15 protein-coding genes are annotated in these 22,075 nt (G+C 36.2%); 5 read left to right on the top strand and 10 right to left on the bottom strand.

Translation table 11 applies throughout. The features are described from left to right. Positions 1-912: 912 nt before the first annotated feature. From FFM71_RS11130 to FFM71_RS11105, 6 genes are all read right to left on the bottom strand, one after another. The gene (locus FFM71_RS11130) at positions 913-4,080 is read right to left on the bottom strand and encodes a hypothetical protein (RefSeq protein ID WP_137612249.1); all 3,168 of its coding nucleotides are present in this window, start codon (positions 4,078-4,080) and stop codon (positions 913-915) included. Between the two features lie 737 nt (positions 4,081-4,817). Further along, positions 4,818-7,058 (bottom strand): ribonucleoside-triphosphate reductase, adenosylcobalamin-dependent, encoded by a 2,241-nt coding sequence (nrdJ, locus tag FFM71_RS11125; protein WP_137612248.1) that lies wholly within the window; start codon positions 7,056-7,058, stop codon positions 4,818-4,820. Between the two features lie 423 nt (positions 7,059-7,481). Beyond that, positions 7,482-7,964 carry a hypothetical protein gene (locus tag FFM71_RS11120; RefSeq protein ID WP_137612247.1) on the bottom strand — a complete coding sequence of 161 codons (483 nt, stop codon included), beginning with the start codon at positions 7,962-7,964 and terminating at the stop codon, positions 7,482-7,484. A gap of 97 nt (positions 7,965-8,061) precedes the next feature. After that, on the bottom strand, positions 8,062-8,547 hold the full coding sequence (locus FFM71_RS11115; RefSeq protein ID WP_137612246.1) for a hypothetical protein: 486 nt from the start codon (positions 8,545-8,547) through the stop codon (positions 8,062-8,064). A 78-nt stretch (positions 8,548-8,625) separates the two neighbouring features. Further along, positions 8,626-8,919: a hypothetical protein gene (locus FFM71_RS11110; protein WP_137612245.1), complete on the bottom strand. Its 294-nt coding sequence runs from the start codon at positions 8,917-8,919 to the stop codon at positions 8,626-8,628. A 93-nt stretch (positions 8,920-9,012) separates the two neighbouring features. After that, positions 9,013-9,861 carry a helix-turn-helix domain-containing protein gene (locus tag FFM71_RS11105; protein WP_137612244.1) on the bottom strand — a complete coding sequence of 283 codons (849 nt, stop codon included), beginning with the start codon at positions 9,859-9,861 and terminating at the stop codon, positions 9,013-9,015. Between the two features lie 780 nt (positions 9,862-10,641). Between FFM71_RS11105 and FFM71_RS13470 the strand changes: the two genes are divergently transcribed. The 5 genes from FFM71_RS13470 to FFM71_RS11080 all read left to right on the top strand — a co-directional run bounded on the left by FFM71_RS13470 (position 10,642) and on the right by FFM71_RS11080 (position 16,386). Next, positions 10,642-11,418: a sensor histidine kinase gene (locus tag FFM71_RS13470; RefSeq protein ID WP_223876537.1), complete on the top strand. Its 777-nt coding sequence runs from the start codon at positions 10,642-10,644 to the stop codon at positions 11,416-11,418. Continuing rightward, complete coding sequence (locus FFM71_RS11095; protein ID WP_137612242.1) at positions 11,418-12,161, top strand: LytR/AlgR family response regulator transcription factor; 744 nt, start codon at positions 11,418-11,420, stop codon at positions 12,159-12,161. The genes FFM71_RS13470 and FFM71_RS11095 overlap by 1 nt, the downstream gene beginning before the upstream one ends. Positions 12,162-12,311: 150 nt before the next feature. Further along, positions 12,312-13,526 (top strand): glycoside hydrolase family 73 protein, encoded by a 1,215-nt coding sequence (locus tag FFM71_RS11090; RefSeq protein ID WP_137612241.1) that lies wholly within the window; start codon positions 12,312-12,314, stop codon positions 13,524-13,526. Positions 13,527-13,572: 46 nt separating this feature from the next. Next, positions 13,573-15,054 carry an ArnT family glycosyltransferase gene (locus FFM71_RS11085; protein ID WP_223876536.1) on the top strand — a complete coding sequence of 494 codons (1,482 nt, stop codon included), beginning with the start codon at positions 13,573-13,575 and terminating at the stop codon, positions 15,052-15,054. Positions 15,055-15,546: 492 nt separating this feature from the next. Then, complete coding sequence (locus FFM71_RS11080; protein WP_223876535.1) at positions 15,547-16,386, top strand: peptidoglycan recognition protein family protein; 840 nt, start codon at positions 15,547-15,549, stop codon at positions 16,384-16,386. Positions 16,387-16,862: 476 nt separating this feature from the next. Here FFM71_RS11080 and FFM71_RS11075 read toward each other — a convergent pair whose 3' ends face one another. From FFM71_RS11075 to FFM71_RS11060, 4 genes are all read right to left on the bottom strand, one after another. Beyond that, positions 16,863-18,170 carry an SLAP domain-containing protein gene (locus tag FFM71_RS11075; protein WP_137612240.1) on the bottom strand — a complete coding sequence of 436 codons (1,308 nt, stop codon included), beginning with the start codon at positions 18,168-18,170 and terminating at the stop codon, positions 16,863-16,865. Positions 18,171-18,714: 544 nt separating this feature from the next. Continuing rightward, complete coding sequence (locus tag FFM71_RS11070) at positions 18,715-19,935, bottom strand: MFS transporter (protein WP_137612239.1); 1,221 nt, start codon at positions 19,933-19,935, stop codon at positions 18,715-18,717. A gap of 603 nt (positions 19,936-20,538) precedes the next feature. Beyond that, complete coding sequence (locus tag FFM71_RS11065) at positions 20,539-21,300, bottom strand: hypothetical protein (protein ID WP_137612238.1); 762 nt, start codon at positions 21,298-21,300, stop codon at positions 20,539-20,541. Continuing rightward, a complete protein-coding gene (locus tag FFM71_RS11060) occupies positions 21,297-21,632 on the bottom strand; it encodes a hypothetical protein (protein WP_137612237.1) in 336 nt (111 codons plus the stop codon). Before FFM71_RS11060 ends, FFM71_RS11065 begins: the two co-directional genes overlap by 4 nt. Between the last annotated feature and the right edge of the window lie 443 nt (positions 21,633-22,075).

The following is a 22,075-nucleotide window of genomic DNA, read 5'->3' as shown; positions in this document are numbered from 1 at the left end:
ACGATTTTTTGTGTGAATATGAAACGAATCCAACAATTGTTAAAGGAAAAAAGCAAAGAAAATAAGTAAATAATAGAAAAAATGGCACGCTAATTGGTTGAAAACATCAATTAACGTGCCATTTTTGAATTCCATGAATCCTTATTAAAAAAATACTATAGTTTTTCAGCAGCCTCGTCTCGCGCCTCGATTTTGAGCTTCGCATAGTTCGCGAATCTCAAAATACGTCAGTGGAGTAAGAGCTAAAGCTCTAACACCACTTGCACTGCTGGAAGACTATCTCTCACCCGCTGGCTAATGTTTTGCTTTGCCTCTGATTGGTTGACTGTCTCTATGAATCATTTGAAATACCTTATGTATATCTAAAGGTAATGAACTGGAAATAATCCAAATTTTATTCGAAGTTATGGTAATTATATAGAATTGATTAATTTGACCATAAGCCTTGATACATCAGTGTTTGAAACCGCGATATTAATTTATTCATAATGCTCAAATAATAATCACCTCGAATCATTTTCACTGATTCTATTACTTATATAATGATTGTTCAAAAATTTAAATTTTAACTTTTAAAAAATAAACAAAAAATAGTGGTATCACATTCTATTTCATCAAATGTGATACCACTAATCTATTTCGTATAAATACTAATAGAAATTTGGAGTTGATTATAATTTAAGGTTGGAAGGTTAAAAATAAACTAGTTGGAAGCGCTGAGAGTATTCATTTGCCGCGAAAGTGGCGTTATTGCTTTAGCAATTACACCACCGGGCGTGTTGGAGACTTACCGGTTTGTGGTAAGGCTTCAACCGAGGTCCGAGACCGCTCTTTGGCTCGGGCCGTTCCGCGCAGCAATTGAATACTCTCAGCTCTGGAAACGGCATACTTTTAACCTTTAGAGACCTACTATTAAACACCATTTACCAAAGTCCATTCGACTTCGCCATCGTATTTTCCTGCTACGATTCCGGAATCAACGTCCAATAATATGCCTTGATTTGCTTGCCAGTTCTTCGCAATATTGGTTGTTTCACTACCAGGTACATCAGAATCACTTTGAATAAATGTTTGCTCGTTCAAATTATGCATGATACTGTCTTTTGAAATAAATATCAAATGACCATCGAGGTCAACTGGATTGGGGCTGTCAGCTCCCATCACCATCTTACTGGCCTTAGCAGTCAAGGTCCATGGTGTCATGACACTCTTTACTTGTAAGTCCCACGTTCCATCACGTCCTACTAATCGCTGTCCGGAATTTGCATTGATATTCTTAAATTTATAATTTGTACTCTCCAACATGGCCGTTTTTTCAATAATATTCACTGTATAGCTTTGTGGTGCTGACTCACGGCCATATGGATCGGTATAGTAAATCGAAACGGTATATTGCTTAGTAGCATCGGTCATCCCATTAGCTGTCGGATCAATGGTAAAGTCTTGTTCTTGCGGTGTTGCTGCTGGTGTATCACCACTGTAACTGTTGATTGTATTGTGCCCATTGGCATTGATATACCACGTTAATTTGCTTGGTGTCACTTTATAATCGCCATCATATCCGACTATACCGGAAAGTTCAATTTCCGTCCCTTGAATGATATTTTTGACAGGATCACTAGTTGTCAAGGTTGGTGTTATATCGGGTACATTGACCGTAACATCTGTTGGAGAGGTGGACTTATGCCCATCGGCGTCAACAACTGTGATTTCAACGATATTCGTTCCCACTTTTAGACCGGTATTACCTGTGTAATCAGAAAGTGCCATGTCTGCAGTCTTATCGTAGGCATATGGTTTCAAAGTAAAACTGTATTTACCGTCATTAGTTCTCTTTGTTGTAACTGGATCTTGTTTGGTTCCGTCTTGATTAGTGATTGTATAGTAAATAGTTGAATTACCATCTTCAGCGGTTGTCGAAGTATTATCTGAATGCTGATATGTTCCGGCAAGCGTAATTGGCTCATTGTCAGTCACTGCAACCTCAGTTTTGTCCGGTGTAACGACGATTGTTTTGGCTGACACGTTGATTTCATAGACCAATTCATTCGAAGTTAAGGTATCTGTCCCATCAGCAGTTTGAAAATTATTGTCGATTACCTGAACTCTCACAGTATGTTGGCCATCAGGCAAATCTTCTGCCATCATAGGAATACTGAATTTGTCATTAGCAGTGCCAGTTTCCTTGCTGACTTGCGGTTCATTATCATCAAGCGTTGTTCGAATAGACATCTCGTCGGTGGAACTGATCGTATCGCCGCTCTTAAGTGAAACGTCCCCTGTCAAAGTAGTGCCTTGACCTAATTGCAGGTCGGTTTGTAAAGGAGAGGTTGCTGTGATAATCAAAGTATCAGCCGGCTTTACAATATCAAAAGCCGTCGAAACTGCTTGAGCTTCGTAGTTTTCATTCGAGAATTTGGCGGTTGTTGCTGGAACGGTCAAACTGGTTGAACCTGATGGAATTTCATCTGCTGTAGCATTCAACTCAACTCGAGCATACTCCCAGTTATCTCCAGTAAGATCACCAATTTCGTTGTCCATACTACATGTCAGAACCCCATTTACTAAGTCAGACGCTGGAACATCGACATCTTTATCCTTGATACTACTGTTCTTACTAATATAATGAATTTTACCAATATTACCGCTACTGTCAGTTTTAAGCGTAACATTCGTTGGTATGTTAATAGTTTCAGTCATACCAGAAGCTGGCTTTTCACCTGTTATATAGTGAAACAGGTAATTCAATGATAAATCATCATCGGGATGAATCTTTTTAGCTTCAGTCATAGCCAATGACTCAGTATCAATCAAATTATCATTTTGATTTGGCAAAGCTGGCGAATATTCGTCTTTTGCTTGTGGATAAACTCTGGTATTAGTGGTTTTATCCACTGTATAGGCATTGACCTCAGCGTTAACCAAAGAAGGCATAGTTTCAAAAATTGCAGCACTAGTTGTAGAGGCACCAGCTCCGGTTGCAGCAGTAAATCCATATCTGAGTTTATTTTCACCGGCAGTCATGTTAAAAGCAGTCATATCCAAATTATCTATGGTTACATCTGTCATTGGCTTTTGAGCAGCGCCGGTTGCGGGGTTCTTGTCACCAACCTTATAGGTCAACGTGGCATTGTTACTACCCGAAGCAGGTGGCGTATATTGAATTGTCACATGACGCCATGAATCTACCGGATTCTGACTATTTGTCGATTCCTTTTGAAGATATACATTGTTACCATTTTCGTCAGCATTATTAGTTCCCATATGATGAATCAACGCTATGATTGACTTACCAGAAGTTATACCAAGAAAACCAGACTTTGGTGGATTTGCAGTATTTAATTGTTCATAAGATGATGTTCTAGCAGGATAATTCCAAGCAATATGTGAATATTGGTCATCTTTCTTATTATATATATATGCATTATCCCCTGTATCATGATTATATGGTAAGTAGTCAAAAGCATCTTTTGCTGAAGGCAAATCAGCAACTGTATCATTAGTTTTATAATCAAAATAACTAACTGGTTTTCCATTATTATAGTGATTAGTGTATGTATCAAATTCAATCGCAAAACTATTTTGAATGGCCTGTTCTTTTACCGTAGGTACACCACCAACTCTAGTATCACCGACAGCGGTCAACGAATTATAATCTGATCCCCAGACACCCAAAGTTTCGCCAGAATTTACATTACCATTAATATTTGAAATTGCATTAGGACCATCATTTTGAAGTACGAAAGCCATCCCATCAGGAATAGACCATCCCTTGGAATAATCTGGGCTACCAAAATAAACCCACATGGAGAGCGTCTGTTTCTGATCGATATTCAAATAATTATCATCGTTGTTACTCCAAATAGCACTCGTCTGATTGGCACCATTAGTTAAACCAACAATTTGGTCAGCGTTAGTATTAGAAATAATACTGGCTTTATTGCCTGTGAAATCACCAGGAGTAAAGTATTTTTCTACCGATAGACCTTTAATCGGTGGATTATTCAAAACATCACCGTCAGAATATGCTTGTACAACAGTAGTTTTTTGAGCAAAACACAAAAAAGCCATTAGTGCCATTAGAAAAAGCATCAACCGCTGAATATTTCCCCGCCTACACATAAAGACAGCTCCTCTCGGGTAAATTTGTGTAAACACACTTATGTCATTAATATCATTATTACACGTTATAATAATTATGTTAACCAGTTTTTGTAAACGCTTTTATGAATAATATATTATATGGGCTATGCCGTTTCCAGAGCTGAAAGTATTCATATGCTGCGCGGTACGATTCGAGCCGAAAGGCGGTCTCGAATCTCGGTTGAAGCCTTACCAAAAAACGGTAAGTCTCCAACACGCCCGGTGGTGTAAGGACTAAAGTCCTAACGCCACTTTCGCGGCAAATGAATACTTTCAGCTCTTCCAACTAGTTTTTGTAATAATAAGAATGTCCCATTGTAATTTTTTGCTATTCAAACAAATTAGTAAATAAATTTAATCACTTCGCTTGCAAGGTAAAAAATTCTTAGAACAACAAAAAAACTCATGATGATTAGAAATAAATCTAACTATCATGAGTTTCTTACTTTTAATTTTACATTCAAATATCAAGATAACCTAGCCGGAGGTCGACAGTGATGATGTAGACAGCTGTGCAAGTAGCGTTAGAATGGCGATTTTCCATTCTTACACTACCGACGCATTTTGAGATTCGCGTACTTTGCGAAGCTCAAAATCGAGGTGCGAGACCTTGGCTCGCACCGGTCGCATAGCAGGCTACATCATCACAGTCGACCGGAGGCGGCATTGAACAGTTATCTAATAGGACATGCACCACCGGCACAGTCTGATTGATCAACTAATTCGATATCTTTCTTATCGTGATTGTCATTTTGTTTGGCAAAGACAGCGGCAACATTTTCGTTAACTTCTGACTCACGTTCTTGATAAATCTTCTTGTCGATTGGTTCCTTAGGTGCTTGTTTAAAGTCAGCACCACTATATGGCAAGAGTGAAGTTGATTTTGTAACATGTCTGTATTGGTACATCAATGGTGCTATTTGGTCGGCTTCATTTGGTTGGAATGTAATAGTACAACTAACCGCATTATCGGACCAATATGTTTGTAAGAAAGCTTGAGTCGCAAATTGTTCAGCAATCGAAACTGATCCAGCAGATGCAAAGTTAGGGTCATCAGCGTTGGCCGCTTTAACTGGGAACTCAACACACATTGTATGTTTGGTATAAACATCTGGTTCAATCTTATATCCACAAGCTTTTAAAGCTGGCAACAATGGATCGGAATCTTGGAAACGAATTCTTTGAATCAAGTAACCAGCATAATGGAAATGCATACCTTCGGAAACACCAGCCAATTTGGCAACTGTACCTGATGGTTTAACAGTTGTGTGCTTGATTGATGCCTTACATCCGAGTTCTTTAGAGTACTCCTTGTCAGCTTCAACGACAGTTTGATACAAGCCATCGAATTCCTTCACAACGCGTTGATCATAGATAGGCTTTTGAACAGTTTCTCCAGATTCAGGATCAGTGGTAGGTTCAAAACCAGTCACAACACGATTTCCGAAAGTGGTCAAAATCCAGTCTTGAATACCTGACATTGAGACACCAATTCGGCGGTTCTTTTGAATAACATTACGTGAAATTTCCCAGTCATAGTTGCTAAAAGTAACACGTTTTGTATAACGGGCAGCTAATGCAAAGGCTTCTTTCAAATCCCAACCCTCTTGAGTGGCAATCAATGGGAAGATTTCAAACAAGTTACATGGTTCACCATTACCCAATGAAATTTCTCCACAAGGATTAGTTCCTTCAACGCCATCATCAATTCCAGCTTGATAACCATCGATAGCACGTCCGTAATTACGTGATAATTCAAGGTTAACAATTCCGGGCTCACCATTGTGAGTAATTGAATCAGCGATTGGAGCATAACGATTGAATTCTGAATCAACGGCCACACTATTATTGGAAGCCCAACGATGGTGATAAAGTTTCTTTTGATCCTGTTTCATAGTGATAAAGTCATCATCAGTTGAACCGCCCAAAGCTAATTCAGCCGAACGACGAACGTTACCAGCAACAACAGTTTTTCCAATCAAATTACCCATATCGGTACAGTCAACTGAAGTCAACTTACGACCCACAGCACTATTCAAAACTTCATTAATATCAAAGAACATTTCAATCAAAGGTACTGGACCTGAAGCAGTTCCTCCAAAACCTTTGATTTTTTCACCCTTGGCACGAATATTCGTAATATCAAGGACAACATCTTTGAAACCATCATTAGTATCGTCAAAGTGAGTATCAATCATATTGGCATTGGCAACGACCCAACCTTCACGTGTATCTGGCAATGTATAGTGACGGGTGTCAGCAATATCATGCTTTGCTAACCAATCATCACGGTCAATTGCACCAGTGGCAATAGAATCCTTGTATGAGGCACTCTCCTTGCCAATAAGCACAGTTAAGTCAACCTTGTTATCAACTACAGGCATCAACTTCATGTTGCTAGGAACGACAGAAAAGCCGACACCGCCACCCTTCATCAATTGATCGAACATGAATGAAAATGGCATTGAAACAGCGAGTTGCTCTTTTTGAAGATAATTAGGGACAATGTGACTGTCACCATACTTTTGTGGTCTGATAGCAACGAACCAACAATTGTTCAGAGCATCCCCGTTACGATGTTGATATTCAGTTCCAGAAATCCAGAGGTTTCTCCCTGAAGGAGTGGCAGCTAAACCATAGACCAATTTGTATAAACTCTTTGCTTCTTCAACTAATCCGGCATATTGTTCATCAGTTAAATTAGAATTTTTCAAACGAGGATCAAGATTGATATTTCCCTCGACCACACGTTTAACAGTTTCGGACCAATTCTCAGTCCGACCAAGCTTGTCGATAAAACGCGCATAGGTACGTTTGTATGTGACCCAGCCTAGTTCACCCCAGTGGGGCTTAATCGTCTTCTTAACTTCATTGACGAATTCGTCAGATAAAATAACTTTATTAATTACATCCATTAATAATCACTCCACACATTTTTCTAATACAATATATAGTACCTTCAAATGAGTTCAATAACAATATGTAGTGGCTAATTATTATTAATTACATTTTCAGACTATTCTGAGTACCGTCATTTCGGCAATTTAAATCAAAAAAATACCATTTGTAACTTAATGAATCCTTTCAGATTCAAAGCGATAAATCAAAGTCGCAACTACTATTCTAATATCGAACTTACAGACTTAGCAATGATTTTTTCAATTTAAACTACGGTGAAAATTTCAAGTGGATAACAGCAAATTTTTCTCTTGACACGAACATATGGTTGTCACAGTAAGCGTTCAACAAGTAAAATTATTTTTAATATAAAAAAGGTCCAACGATTCGTTTCCGAATCATTGAACCTATACCAATTTTGTTTTTATAATTTCAAATTTTTAATTAACGTCAGCAATTGAAACAAACTCATTAGTAGCAACTCGATAGAATGACATATGGTCAACAAAAATTGCTCTATCTGAATACCAAACACTTCCAGGTGCTAATGCGCGATCAGTAATTAATTTGCCATTGTGGTCATATAAGGGTGCTGCAGTTTTTCTGATCACTGTTAAATCTCCAACCTCCGGCAGATACATATACCCATCATTTTGGTTAACTAAAACATTGGGTGCCAATTGAAAATATGTTTGATTTCCGTGATAGAACTCACTATTAACTTTCCATACGGTTCCTGCGTCCAAAACAATTGGAGTCACGCGACCTTGCATATCAGTCGTTTGGGACCTTTGGGTAACTGCAAAATCATACCGACCTGAGGGCAACGTCGAATCAGCCTTGGTTGTCGTTGTATTTGCTAATGTTAATGTTCCAAATAATAAACTAATTAATAATGATAAATACATCATAATCTTTTTCATATTAAAGACCTCCATTAATATTTATCACCATAATTATAGGGTTTTGAAGATAAAAAAAAGCAGACATAGAGTCCGCTTCTTTTATGAATCCCTATTTCTAATTCAATGCATCACCTAATGAAACAAACTCATCAGTAGCGACACGGTAAAACGTCATTTTATCGCGAAAAATTGTTCTATCTGTGTACCAAGATGATTTTGGTGATAAGGCACGGTCTGTAATTAACTTTCCATTGTGATCATACAGTGGTGCAACAGTTTTACTGCTAATCGTTAAAGTACCAACACTTGGAAGATACATATAACCATCGTTCTGATTTACTAACAAATTGGGTGCTAATTGGAAATATGTTTGATCACCATGAGTATATTCACTGTTGATTTTCCAAACAGAACCGGCGTCCAAAACCGTTGAAGTGACATTACCCTGCATATCAGTTGTTTGAGCTTTGTTAGTTACAGCAAAACTATAGCGACCAGCGGGCAATGGTGAATCAGCCTTAACTGTAGTCGTATTTGCCAAACTAACGGCACCAAATAATAAACCAACAAACATTGCTAAATACGTTGTCATTTTTTTCATAATATATATCCCCCTACAAGATTTATTAACTTAATTATACTCCTTCAGAGCATAAAAAAAAGCAGACCCGAAAGTCTGCTAAGCCTGTTTCATATGAACCGTACTTTGGGATCTATACTGCATCAGTCGACCAATCCTATGTTCCTTACAATAATAGTCCCAGTCCATCTTCCGAACCCAAATCTTAATATCCTTATCCCTAATATCCGATACTAAAACTTTTGAATGACTGAATGGATAAACAATTATTAATAGTAATGACATTAAAAATCCATTTGCAATAAACATCAAGCCGATTATCATCAACAAAGTTACAATATCGATTACTGTAATTCGACGATAATATGACTTCGATTGATCCAACGTTTGCATAGTAAACTCTCCCTTTGTAAGAATTCCCTTTAACGATTTCCACTATACACTTGGAAGATTATTACCACTATCAATTATATGAATCTTAACTATTTATTTAACATTATCATTTTCAATTAACTTTTGAAAATCAGGATGATTCAAAGAGATAGCAGAATAGTAAGCAATATTCTTATATTTTTCATACTCTTCAACTTGATCCGATTGGTATTTAAAAGCCAAAGCAATATTATAATTTAACTCATCAATAAAATATGATGAATGTCTTTCATTAGCATATTCAATCGCACGTTTGGAAACCTCAATCGAAAAATCAGGTTGATTAATTTCGGTATACATATTGCCCAAAGATTTGCATAAAAAAAGCACTTCTATTACATTTGCATTGGCAATATTCAAATTCTCTTGCAACGCATCAGATATCGTCTTGCAATAATATGCGACCATGTCCAAATGCTTTTGTTCAAGACAAATCATCCCTTTAACCAAATATGACATCAAAGTATAGATATCATCATTATCTAATTTTGTGCCCTGCAAAACCTTATCCAAATTGAAGGTACTTATTTCAAAATCCGACCGAAAGAATTCTAGGAGCCCCTTAACAAAATTAAATTGGACTCTATCCTTTGGGCTAATATCATTCTCAACTAAAGATAATTTGTCATCAATTCTAAAAGTATCCTTTAATAGGATACTCTCTTCAATATCATCCAAAACAAAAACCTTTTCCTGCTCAATATCACCGGAAAAGTCACTGAAAACATCATTCAACGTCAAATTTAAACGCTGGCAAATTTGAACCAACACTTCTATCTGTGGCGTCATACTATGCTTTTCCATTTTACTAATGGTGTTTTGGTTACAAATACCCTTAGCCAGGTTTCCCTGAGTTAAATTCAAACTACGTCTTTTATCATAAATTACTGATCCCAAAAACATATTTCTACCTCAACAATGAATATTCAAATTAATACCCAGTATACCATTCATGAATATATTTTACCGTTTATACATTTCCTATATTATACAAGTTTTTTTATGTTACAATTTTTAGTATTGTTTAAATAAATATATTATTAATGGAGGAATTATAATTATGTTAAATATTTTTGAAACTCTTATTGGTGGCGGAAATCATTGGGGTATTAAGTGGTATTAATGGCAATACCATTTTACAATATTGCATGGATAATAAATGATTTTCTAAGCTCATTTCTTTTATTTATAATCTATTTTCATATTCTACCAAAATCAAAAAATCACTTAAACTATATACTGTCGGTTATTATTTGTATTTGTTTTACAGTATTCGATGTGTTTAGTTCCAGTTTTCCAAATTTAAGCTCTTTCCTTATTATTATTGCTTCCTTCTTATGTATAAAATCAAAAGATAAGGTAATAGACAAATTAATAAGTTGGGCTTTCTCTTTATTTCTGGTGACAATTACGCAAGGAATGGGATCTATATTAATACTTAGTATTCTTCCTACCCTGTCTAATCCTAAAACTTCAATTCAATCAATAATATTGTTTGTTTTACTTACGTTTTTGAACTACTTACTAGCTTTTACATTTTTAGCAATCTATAAAATAACACTCAAGAAATTTGATTTTAGCAAATTTCTAAACGATCTGCTAGTTAAAATATCGATTTTAGTGTCATTGATTATATTAAACATATTTTATTTATCTTTAGATAGCCTCACAAAATATATAAATATGGATGAAACTTATCTAAAATTAACTGTAATTATTATTTTTATAACAATTATTTTTATTAGTACCAGTACCTCAATGTTTATTTATAGTCATGTAAAAGGAATACGAACAAACTTAGAACTAAAGCAAGAATCAGAACGTGATACTTACATTAAGGAACTAGAAAAAAGTAATGACGAGCTGCGTAAATTTAAACATGATTATAAAAATTTATTGCTATCATTATCCGCTTCCATCAACAACAAGGATGACAAGGACTTAAAATCATCTGTGGAAAAACTGTTAAATTATGAGCAGATCAATATTGAATCCGATAATCATCTAACTGCTTTGTATAAATTAGATGATAAATTAGTCAAAGGAATCTTGATTTCAAAATTAATGCAAGCAAAGAGTAAAAATATCAAGACAGATTTTGAAGTAGACAAAGATGCACAGATACCATCTAACTATTCCGTTGATATAACTAGAATTCTAGGAATATTATTGGATAATGCCATTGATGCTTGTCTCGAAACTGACAACCCTGAGCTCGATTTTGCGCTCATTTCATTTGATAATTACCTTGAATTTGTTGTAAAAAATAACGTAAAGTCCAATGATTCTATCAATACAAACAACGTTTATAAATCGGGTTATACTACAAAGAAAAATCACAGTGGTTTAGGGCTCGCATCACTCATGGATATTGTAGATTCAAATAAAGACTTTATAATCCAAACTGAAAACGACAACGGCTATTATTCAACTATCATAACAATATCGAAAGGCAAATAATGTTACTTAATATAATAATCTGTGAAGATAATGATAAACTCAGAACTTACTATAATTTGATAATAAAGAGTTATATCAATGAACATCCAGGAGTTGAAATGAAGGTTTCCATTTCAACCGGTAATCCTCGCGACGTTAATATTTACATGGATAATCAGAATGACGCTATTCGTTTTTTTTTACTTGATATAGAGTTTCCAGATTCTGGAATCAAGGGCATTGACTTAGCAACTAGCATTCGAAAGTTGGATTCGAACGCCAAAATCGTTTTTATCACTACCCATGAGGAACTGATGACCCTAATTTTTGACCGCAAGGTTGAACCCTTAGATTATATTTCCAAAGAAATCGGTCTTAAAGCCATCAAGAAAAAATTATATCAAGATTTAGATGTTGCAATAGAACGATTGGTTCCAATAACTGAACGTAATGTTGACACTTTTGAATTTGGTCCTAAACCTTATGTTATCCCAACTAATCAAATCAATTATTTTGAATCATTGGAATACAAACATAGTGTTATCATGCATTCTAGTAAGGATACCGCTAACATGCCAGATACATTACAATCAATTGCAGCAAGATTGCCGAAGTTTTATCGTGCTCACAAAAGTATTTTGGTTAATCCTGCCAACATCGAATCTATCGACGATAAACGCTCCAAACTGGTATTTAAAGATGGTTCTTCCTGTGACATTTCACGTAGAAAATTAGTTGAATTAAGAAAACATCTTAATAGGTAAACTTCCGGCTGCACTCATACGAGTGCAGCCTTTTTTATACTTTCAAGTTATCTTTTACCAGTTAGAATTTTTGGTGATATCCCATTTTATTATTTAAAATCTCGTAGTAGTATATAATCTATTAACAATAGTAAAGGGGATTTGTTTTAAATGGATAAAAGAATGAAATTATACAGTTCAATTGCTCTAGTAGGTTTAGCACTTAGCTCAACCATTGCTACAACAACTGTTAATGCTGCTGAAACAACTGGGGATACAGCTGCAACGACAACCGTTACTGATAAAAAGGATGGCACAGTTGTCAACAACAACCAAGCATCTACTACAGGCACAACATCCGACAATACTGGTTCCAATACAACCGATACCCAAGAAGATAAAACTGCTGTTTCAACTAATAGTGAGATGGGACCTGGATATTATGATTCAGGATTTAATATAAACTCATGGTTTTTACCTTCACTTGCTGATTCTGATTTCTTATCACAAATCAAAGCTGGTGCCATTGAAGGATGGACAAAATACAAAATTTTACCTTCTTTGACTGCTGCTCAAGCTGTTCTTGAATCAGGTAATGGTACAAGTGGATTATCTCAACCTCCTTTCAATAACCTCTTTGGTATCAAAGGAACTCCCGGACAATCATGGAGAACTGCTGAACAAGATGCTAACGGAAATGTTTACTACATTACAGCCACCTTCAAAACATATGGCTCATTCCAAGAAAGTATTGAAGATCACAATGCTTTGTTAGGGACAACACCTAGATATAGCAACTTAGTTGGTGTTAAAGATTATCAAACCGCCACAGCAAGAGTAAAAGCTGACGGTTATGCTACCGCCACAAATTACGCTTCAGTCTTGAACAATATTATTGCTTCAGATGGTTTAACAAGCTGGGATCAAGAAGCTTTCAATCAAACAGAATATCCACATAATGCTGTTGATACTTCAGTAATCACTATTAAGTACGTCCAAAACTATGGTGTTCTTGCCTACAATGATTCTGGTGCTTCAATCGGTGGAACTAACAAGACATTCATTGACGGAACTAAATGGCAAACTGCTGGTTCAAAAGTAATTAATGGCGAAGAAATGTATCAAGTATCTCCTAATGAATATATCCCTATGAAATATACTACCGTTGGTGCCGATGGTACTGTTACTATCAACTACACCCAAGGTTATGGTGTTCTAGGTTATCACTTGGATGGCTCATCAATTTCCGGAAGTAACCAAGTTCTTAAAACTGGTTCTGTTTGGAAGACATCTGGTGCAGCCATGATCAATGGTCAAATTATGTATCAAATTGCTACTGATGAATACGTTCCTAAGGAATACACACAATTCGGTAATGGCAAATAATCTACTAATTTTTTAAAACAAAAAGCAGCCCGTTCATAGGCTGCTTTTGTCATTTAAGGGGGAAAACATTATCGAAACATTCCAAACTATCATCAACAAAACAATTCTAGCTTGCGTCGCCATATTCACAACCGCAGCATTCCTACTGATGCTGGTCTTCTACTACCATAATTTTCTATTCCAAAATGTTCACAATGTAGTTATTGGTCTGGTCTTTATCATGCTGATTATCCTAATTGGCTATGGATTAACGAGAATCAAAACAGATGACCACACGCTCAACTGGCTCGTAGTCATTTCAATGTTATTAGTCTTTATGATAATGGCACTCTTTTGGATCTCTAAGGTCCCATCGATCCAACTCAGTGATTTCGGTAACTTCTGGGATCGACTATTGGATTATAAAATTGGGGATCCACTTTATCAAACTGACAATGACTATTTTTCAAAATATGCTTATCAATCGGGCTACTTTGTATACGCTATGATTATTTCTAAAATATTTGGTTATCATATTTTTGCTATTCAATTTCTCAATGTCGTTTATCAAGCATTGATACTACTTTTCACCTACCTATTCGTTGTGAAAATATTTAACAATATCAAAATGGCACGTCTTTCAATTCTCATTTTGATGATTGACCTCGACTGGTTTGCTCTAAACAGTCAAGCAAGTAACCAATATCTTGGTTCGTTGTTCTACCTAGTTACCTTCTATTTAATAATGCAAAACAAATTAAAATATTACATTTTAGCGGGAATAACTTTAACTGGTGGATGTTTGATTCGTCCGATTGGACCAGTTGTTATTGCGGGTATCGTCGTCTATGCATTGATTTATCTACTATTAAAGAACAAGGATTATCACGCCACACTAAAAGTTTTATTAACACTTATAATTTATTTTGTGCTATTTTCACTCTCAAGTTGGGGTATCAAAGCTAGTGGTATCAATGCCTATGGCTTAACTAACAATGACCCTGAATGGAAATTCGTTACTGGTTTAAATTACCAATCTAACGGGACTTACTCGCCAGACATGGATAAATTGATCAATCCTGACAAAACTCGTAAACAAATGAGTAAAGTTGAGAAAGCTCAGTTACATAAAGAAATTGCTTACCTCAATGAAAACCATGCTTGGGTACCACTCTTCATTCACAAGACACAAGGACTTTGGTCCAGTCGAACAATGGCAACTGACGCCGCCAATATACGGATGACTCACTCCATCAAAACAGTAGATCGAATTAATTTTTTGGCATACGTTGGTTCAATTATTCTGATAACCTTCTCATGGCTTGGATCGCTTGCACTCTTCAAAACTAAATTTAATGATAATTTATATCTATTATTGTTACCACTGATGGCTTTTGCGGTTGTTCAATTGTTAATTGAAGTTCAAGGTCGCTATCGAATCGAATTTTTACCAGTGATTGCCGTTGTTGGTAGTCTGGGACTATACAATGCTTTACATGCTCTTCATCCCATTAAATTGCGTTCTAAAAAAACCGCTCAAGCCTACTAACTGAAGGTTAAAGGGTGAAAAATCAATCTAGCCATTGCTATCACAGGCTTAGAGTTAATTTATTTAAATAATCAGAAATCTTCATTTTATTCCCGTTATTAAAAAAATAAACTAGTTGGAAGAGCTGAGAGTATTCATTTGCAGCGAAAGTGGCGTTATTGCTTCAGCAATTACACCACCGGGCGTGTTGAAGACTCGCTGGTTTTGCGAGGCTTCAACCGAGGCTCGAGACCGCTTTCTGGCTCGGGCCGTTCCGCGCAGCAATTGAATACTCTCAGCTCTGGAAACGGCATAGTTACCTAAACTTTCAACCTTTAGTTACTAATATGTTAGGAAGATGACTTCTAGTTACCTTCCTTTTTTTCTGTAATTTTTTCATTGTAACAATTATGTAAAATCCCCTTAGTTCCTACTATGTTACCCTTAATATTGGTATTTATAGGGGGAATCATTATCACTAAAAAGAAATTATTTTCAATCACATTTTTTATAATGTTATTTTCAGTACTTAGTTTGACTCATGCTACAACCGTCAAAGCTGCATCAAAAATTAACGATTACATCATTTCTAACAAAATCAAACCGGTTACAATTCAAAATCAAGAAGGAACTTTCAGCGAATGGACTGGTTACCGCAAGGGTATTGGTCATCCTGAGGGTATCGTGGTTCATGAAACTTCAGAGGCTAATGTTACGGCTCAACAATTTACAGACCGTTTCAATGCTCACTGGCCTACTCTGGAAACCTACGTTCACGCTTTTGTCGATGACAGTGAGATTCTCAATATTCATAATACCGACTATGCTGTCTGGGGTGCCGGTCCAACTGCCAATGCTCGTTACGTTCAAGTTGAACTCTGTCGGGTCAACTCCTACGATGCTTTTGCTCGTTCGCTTTCAAATGATGCTTATTACATTGCTTCGAAGTTGATTCAATACAATTTACCAGATATTCCTGGTCAAACAGTTGTCTCTCACGCCCAAGTCAGCAATACTTGGCATGAAACTACTCATCAGGATCCTGTCTATTACTTCAGTACTTGGGGTTATGATATGGATCAATTTAATGATTTAATCAAAACTTACTATAATAATTTGAAAACTTATGGTGATGTTAATGGTCAAAGTGATCATGTTATCAAAGTTAATAATGCTCACGGTTCTTTCGTGCCATTAGTTGGTATCAATGTTGATAATCAAGTTGTTCCCATCGGAAATCGTGCTTTGGGTAATAATTCGGTTTGGTATACTGACCAGAAGAAAGTTGTTGATGGAGTTGTTTACCATCGAGTTGCTACTCAGGAGTGGGTGGCTGATTCTTATAAGGTTTAATACTATGCCGCCGTCTCCAGTGCTGAGAACATTCACCTGCTATGCGGACCGGTCCGAGCCTGAGAAACGGTCTCGAACCTCGGTTGTTTGAAGACTTACCAAAGACCGGTAAGTCTCCAAAATCGCCCGGTGGTGTAACGGCTAAAGCCGTAACGCCACTCCCACAGCAGGTAAATATTCTCAGCCCTTCCGACTAATTTTTTTATAATAGTAATGTCTACCTGTAATTATTGTTATTTAAATAAATTAAATCTGAAACTTATTTCAGCCTTCAGTTAATATATTAAAAGGCATCAATTCAATTTTTTACAATTGGATTGATGCCTTTTTGGTTAATTATATATGCGGTGGCTCTAAAACGAGTTCCGCAGGCCAATTTCTTCCGCTTTGCATAGCTTCCCAAATCATCCGCAAGGTACGCGGATAATTCGTGAAGCTACGCAAATGCTCGGAAATTCCCGGGCCTGCTCCACTCTCTACTTTAAATTACTTGCCTTAACCCACTCATTTGTTGCAACTTGATAATAAGTTTCTCCGTTAAGAGTCATCTTATTAGCTGTTTGCCACTTTGTACCAGGTCCTAAAGCACGATCTGTAATTGCTACTCCACCTTTTGTATAAAGATTAGCGACGTTTGAATTGATTGTCACAACTCCTTTTGATGGTGTTACGTTTGTATCGGTTGTTGTTTCTCCAGCAACGGTAACGGTACTTGCATCAACCCACTCATTTGTTGCAACTTGATAATAAGTTTTACCATTCAAAACCATCTTACCAGCTGTCTTCCAAGCGGTGTTTGGACCCAAGGCGCGTCCTGATAATGCTTTACCAGTCTTGTCGTACAATGTTGAAACTACTCCACCGGTTGTAACGTTACTTGTAAATGGTGTTACGCCATCTGTTGTATCGTTATTAACGGTAACATCACTAGCTTCAACCCATTCGTTGGTAGCAACTTTGTAATATGTCTTACCTTTGATAACTTTAGTATCAAAAATTTTCCATGATGATTTAGCGTCCAATGTACGGCCTGTGATAGCATTGCCATAAATTGAATAAAGTTGTGCCGCTTTATCATTGACTGTAACAGTGCCTGTTGATGCTTCAGCATTCTTTGTTACGGTAATGAATTGCGTATTGTTGTCTGTTTGTAATGTCAAACTAGTTGTATCAGCTTTGTAGCCAGCAGGAATTTGACTTGTTGTTAAATTAATTGCATCGCCAACTTTGTCACCAAAGATTTCAGCACGGCCAACTTCAGTATTATCAGAAGTCTTGAAGATAACTGTATTGAAAACTTTCTTAGTAACGGGAACGTTGTATTCCTTGCCTTCAACTAATGTAATCGTTTGTTCAGCATCGTTGACCCAGTTACAGCCTGCTGGTAAATCAGTTAACTTAACAGTATTGCCAACGCCTCCATTAACAACTTCAGAGTTAACAAGCTTACTGTTTTGATCAACGTAGTTAACTTTAACAGAAACCATCTTGTTTACAGTTGCTGTAACGGTGGCATTGTCATCGCCAAAGATATTTGTGTTGTTTGTAGGAGTTGCATAGCCATCTGGAGCAAATGTGATAGCTGCACCTTTAACACCTTGCAAACTCTTATTAGCAATAAAATTGCCATCTTGGTCAACAAATCTAACATTGTTAGTTACAGTTGCTGCAGCTTGTGTAGTTGCAGTATTGTCAGCATGAACTGTTGTTGGTGTTGTAACAGCGCCTAAAACCATACCTGAAACTAGAAGTCCACTGAATAATAATGATGTACTCTTTTTCAAAATAATCCCTCCATCTAAATGTAATCACAGTAATTATATAACTATAAATGAATTATTCCTGATATTCAGATGAGGTTTAATACTAATTTAAATTGTTGGGCCGTCTCCGTGAGAGGGAGGTTTTCCACCTGCTGTAAGGCCGGAAAATCACCGACCTAACACCACTATCACTGCTGGTGGAAAACCTCTCTCTCACTCCGACTAATTAATCATTCATTTTTAATATTGACTAAGGTTTGAAAGTTGAATATCCAATATAACCATTGTTATTTCAGGCATAGAACAAATCCATTTAAATAAGCAAAAGATTTCATTTTATTTGTTCCTGCCATGAGAAAATAAATTAGTTGGAAGAGCTGAGAGTATTCATTTGCAGCGAAAGTGGCGTTATTGCTTCAGCAATTACACCACCGGGCGCGTTGAAGACTCGCGGTTTTTGCGAGGCTTCCCGAGGTTCGAGACCGTTTCCCAGGCTCGGGCCGTTCCGCGCAACAATTGAACACTCTCAGCTCTGGAAACGGCATACTTACCAAACCTTTAAATATTATTCTACTTTCCCATTCCGCCAATAATTAATCAATACAAACATCATCATCAGGATTCCGCTAATCACTAGAAGCATAAAGGGTTTATATACTAAAACTGTTCCGATAATTGTTCCAATTGGCATTGCTATTTGAGAAGCCCCAAAGACGAATGAGAAAATTCTTCCTTGAATATTTTTAGGAATCGAAGACTGCATATATGTACTCATCGGTATTTCCATTGATACTAATGATGCACCCATAATAATTGATACAACGAAGAAAATTAGTAGATTAATTAAATGTGGTGTCTTTAAAATTCCAGTACTTCCAAATATCATTAATGAAATGGAGATATTTATCATTGCAAACATGCTCATACGAATGGGATTTTTAATATTTTTCGTTAATGATAGGACGATTCCCGCCAGAATAGATCCAACTCCGACCATTGTTTGTTGCAATCCATATTGCCCGTTTGTAAATTTCAAAACATGCACCATCATAAATGGCAGTACAATATTGGAGATTGCTAAAAATATATTCACTCCTATGGACATTGTAATTGCGTACAATAAGACCCGATTTCCACGTAAAATTTCTAATATTTTAAAATTATGACTTTCGTTAGTATCTGATTCAATATCTGGTTCCGATTCGACGGATGCTTGAAAGTCTATACCTAATATCAAAAATAGGGAAACAACTACTGTAACCAATCTGATTGATATCATATTATAGATTCCTAACAACGAATATATAGCTGCTCCGAGTGCTGGTGAAAAAATCTGGGAACACGATGAAGCCAAACGTTGTAAGGAATTCAATCGTTGGATTTTTTCTCCCGGCACCAAGTTAATAACCGATGACTGATAAGCCGTCTGTTCGACTAAATTAAGGATATTTATAAAAACAAGTACAACCAAAGTTATCAAAAACTTCTTCGACATAACGATTTTCAGTTGTAATAGGAAGAAATAACACATGGTTACTACGAACTCACACAAATATGCCCACTTGAGAATAGTTTTATGAGGATATTTGTCTATCAAGTTACCTATCTTCCTTGATAGAAAGAAGGCAATCAATGGTGAAATTATTTGCGTCCCGGCAAACCATAAAGGCGATGAAGATTTTCGTAAAACATATAGATCAATTGCAAATGAGAACATACCATTTCCAAAACCTGATACAAATGATGCCGACGTTGCTAAATAAATTTGTTTTTTTATTTTATCCATGGGGCGCCCTCTTAAATTAGAATATAATTATAATATTTTTAATATTATGATTCTTTTAAATAATTAGAAACATTAGTTTTGTATATGGATATAGGTGATTAGTTCATAAAGTCTTGGATCGATAATCAAATTAAGATTCATGTTTCTAATTTATGATGTTTAAAATTAATTATATTCTAATTTTTAATTCATGCAAGTTCGAACCTCCCCTTAATCAAAAAGAGAAGCTGAATAAAAAAATATTCAGTTTCTCTTTTTGATTAATATTATTGTGAATTTTAAATTCAATAGCTGAAAATTGAAAGGTGATAATTTGATATACCTTTTATTACTACATGCCTAGAGCTACTCAATTCGAATAATCAGAAGTCTTCATTTATTGTTCCTGCCATAAAAAAATTAGTTGGAAGAGCTGAGAGTATTCATTTGCAGCGATAGTGGCGTTATTGCTTTAGCAATTACACCACCGGGCGTGTTGAAGACTCGCGGTTTTTGCGAGGCTTCAACCGAGGTTCGAGACCGCTTCCCAGGCTCGGGCCGTTCCGCGCAGCAATTGAATACTCTCAGCTCTGGAAACGGCATCCTTAACTAAACTCTAAACCTTTATTTATTAAAATAATTAGTTATCTTATTTAAATTAGGATATTCTTGCTTATTCTCATCTTTATAAAAGGCTGGATTATTTAACTGAAATTCTCCATTTTTTTGAACCCAATAAGTAACTTCAGGATTACTTATGACGAAAAAGTTCTTGGTTGTTAAACCATTCTTTTGATACATCTTCTTCTCAGTCTCATTTTCAGAATGAAATTTATTGAGCCCAACAATTATTTTTTGACCAATCTTTGGCATTGGGATATTGGGATTACTGAGATAAACTGGTGTCTTCGGATCTTTCACGCCAAATTTTGCTCCGACATAATTACCCTCAATCGAAGTCAATTGATATTTGGCTGTACTCAAACCACCAGAAAACTCAGTTTTAATGGTTCTACCTTTATAGGCTTTATTACCAGAGATAACCTTTTCAATATAAATAGTCGCCTTGGTTTCAGTTACTAAAGACTTACGTTCCTGCTCCAAGTTGACAACCTGAGCTTTGACAACTAACTTACTGCCATTTTTAAAATGTGACAGCGTCATATCTTCGTCATTGTAACCCACGGGAACCTGTGAAATGAACGGTGCATAACCTTTATGATCAATATTAACGGCCGATTTTTTTTGCTTATTCCAAACTTTTTGATTCTTTTGAATCATCTGTTGAAGCTGTTGTTCCTGCTGCTTAGTGTCATTATTTTTAGCACTGCAACCTGCCATCAATAGTAAACTCAAGGTCACAATTAGCCAGAATAGTTTTTTCATTTTTTCGGTTCGCCTTTTTTGAATTGATTACCAATATAATACGTAATTGCGGTCATAAAGACTGACATTATGGCAAAGATAATTAACGATGTCCAGTTTGTGTAGCCTCCAACCAGTAACATATAGATAAAGAAAACTACAAAATAAATGCTCCAAACGATTTTACGTTGATACTCAGTTACGATTTGAATCAACGCTAATAGGAAAATCAACAACACTTCCCATGGAAAATTGTAAAATAGTGGTTGCTTGTGCATGGCGTTCATCCCCATCATGATTGCCAACCAGAAGATAATGAATATTAAGAAATTACGAACAACTTTGTTCTTCATAAAACCCCTCTCATGAAAATTTCTTATTCTAGGTTAACATACTTTGTGAAATCACTGCCATGATTAGTGTCCAGTTCCAGCTGAAACATATTGTGTTAGACGACAATTCAATTTTACTAATATCGAAATAACTTTTCTATTTTATTGCTGTTATCAAACCAACCTGATACAATATCACTGTACTAAAAAAGACGGCAGACCACTACAGAAGGCCTGCCGCCACGACTCCACGAAAGTGGTAGCCAGTTAATCAACTAAAAGATAAGCCAATCGACGGTCAGGTCAAGGATGGCTTATTTTTTTAGCGTCTTTTTAAATCTTTTCCATGCCCTGGCTAAATGTGTGAGATCAGACAACAATCCATTGGACTGCTTAACGACCGTTCTCATAACACCTAGCAAAACTATGAGCGCTATCAAATAGTACAACAGCTAATTCCTTTC

This window comes from Companilactobacillus huachuanensis, from assembly GCF_005404815.1.
Classification (GTDB): domain Bacteria; phylum Bacillota; class Bacilli; order Lactobacillales; family Lactobacillaceae; genus Companilactobacillus; species Companilactobacillus huachuanensis.
This window is presented reverse-complemented; position numbering and strand designations above follow the sequence as displayed.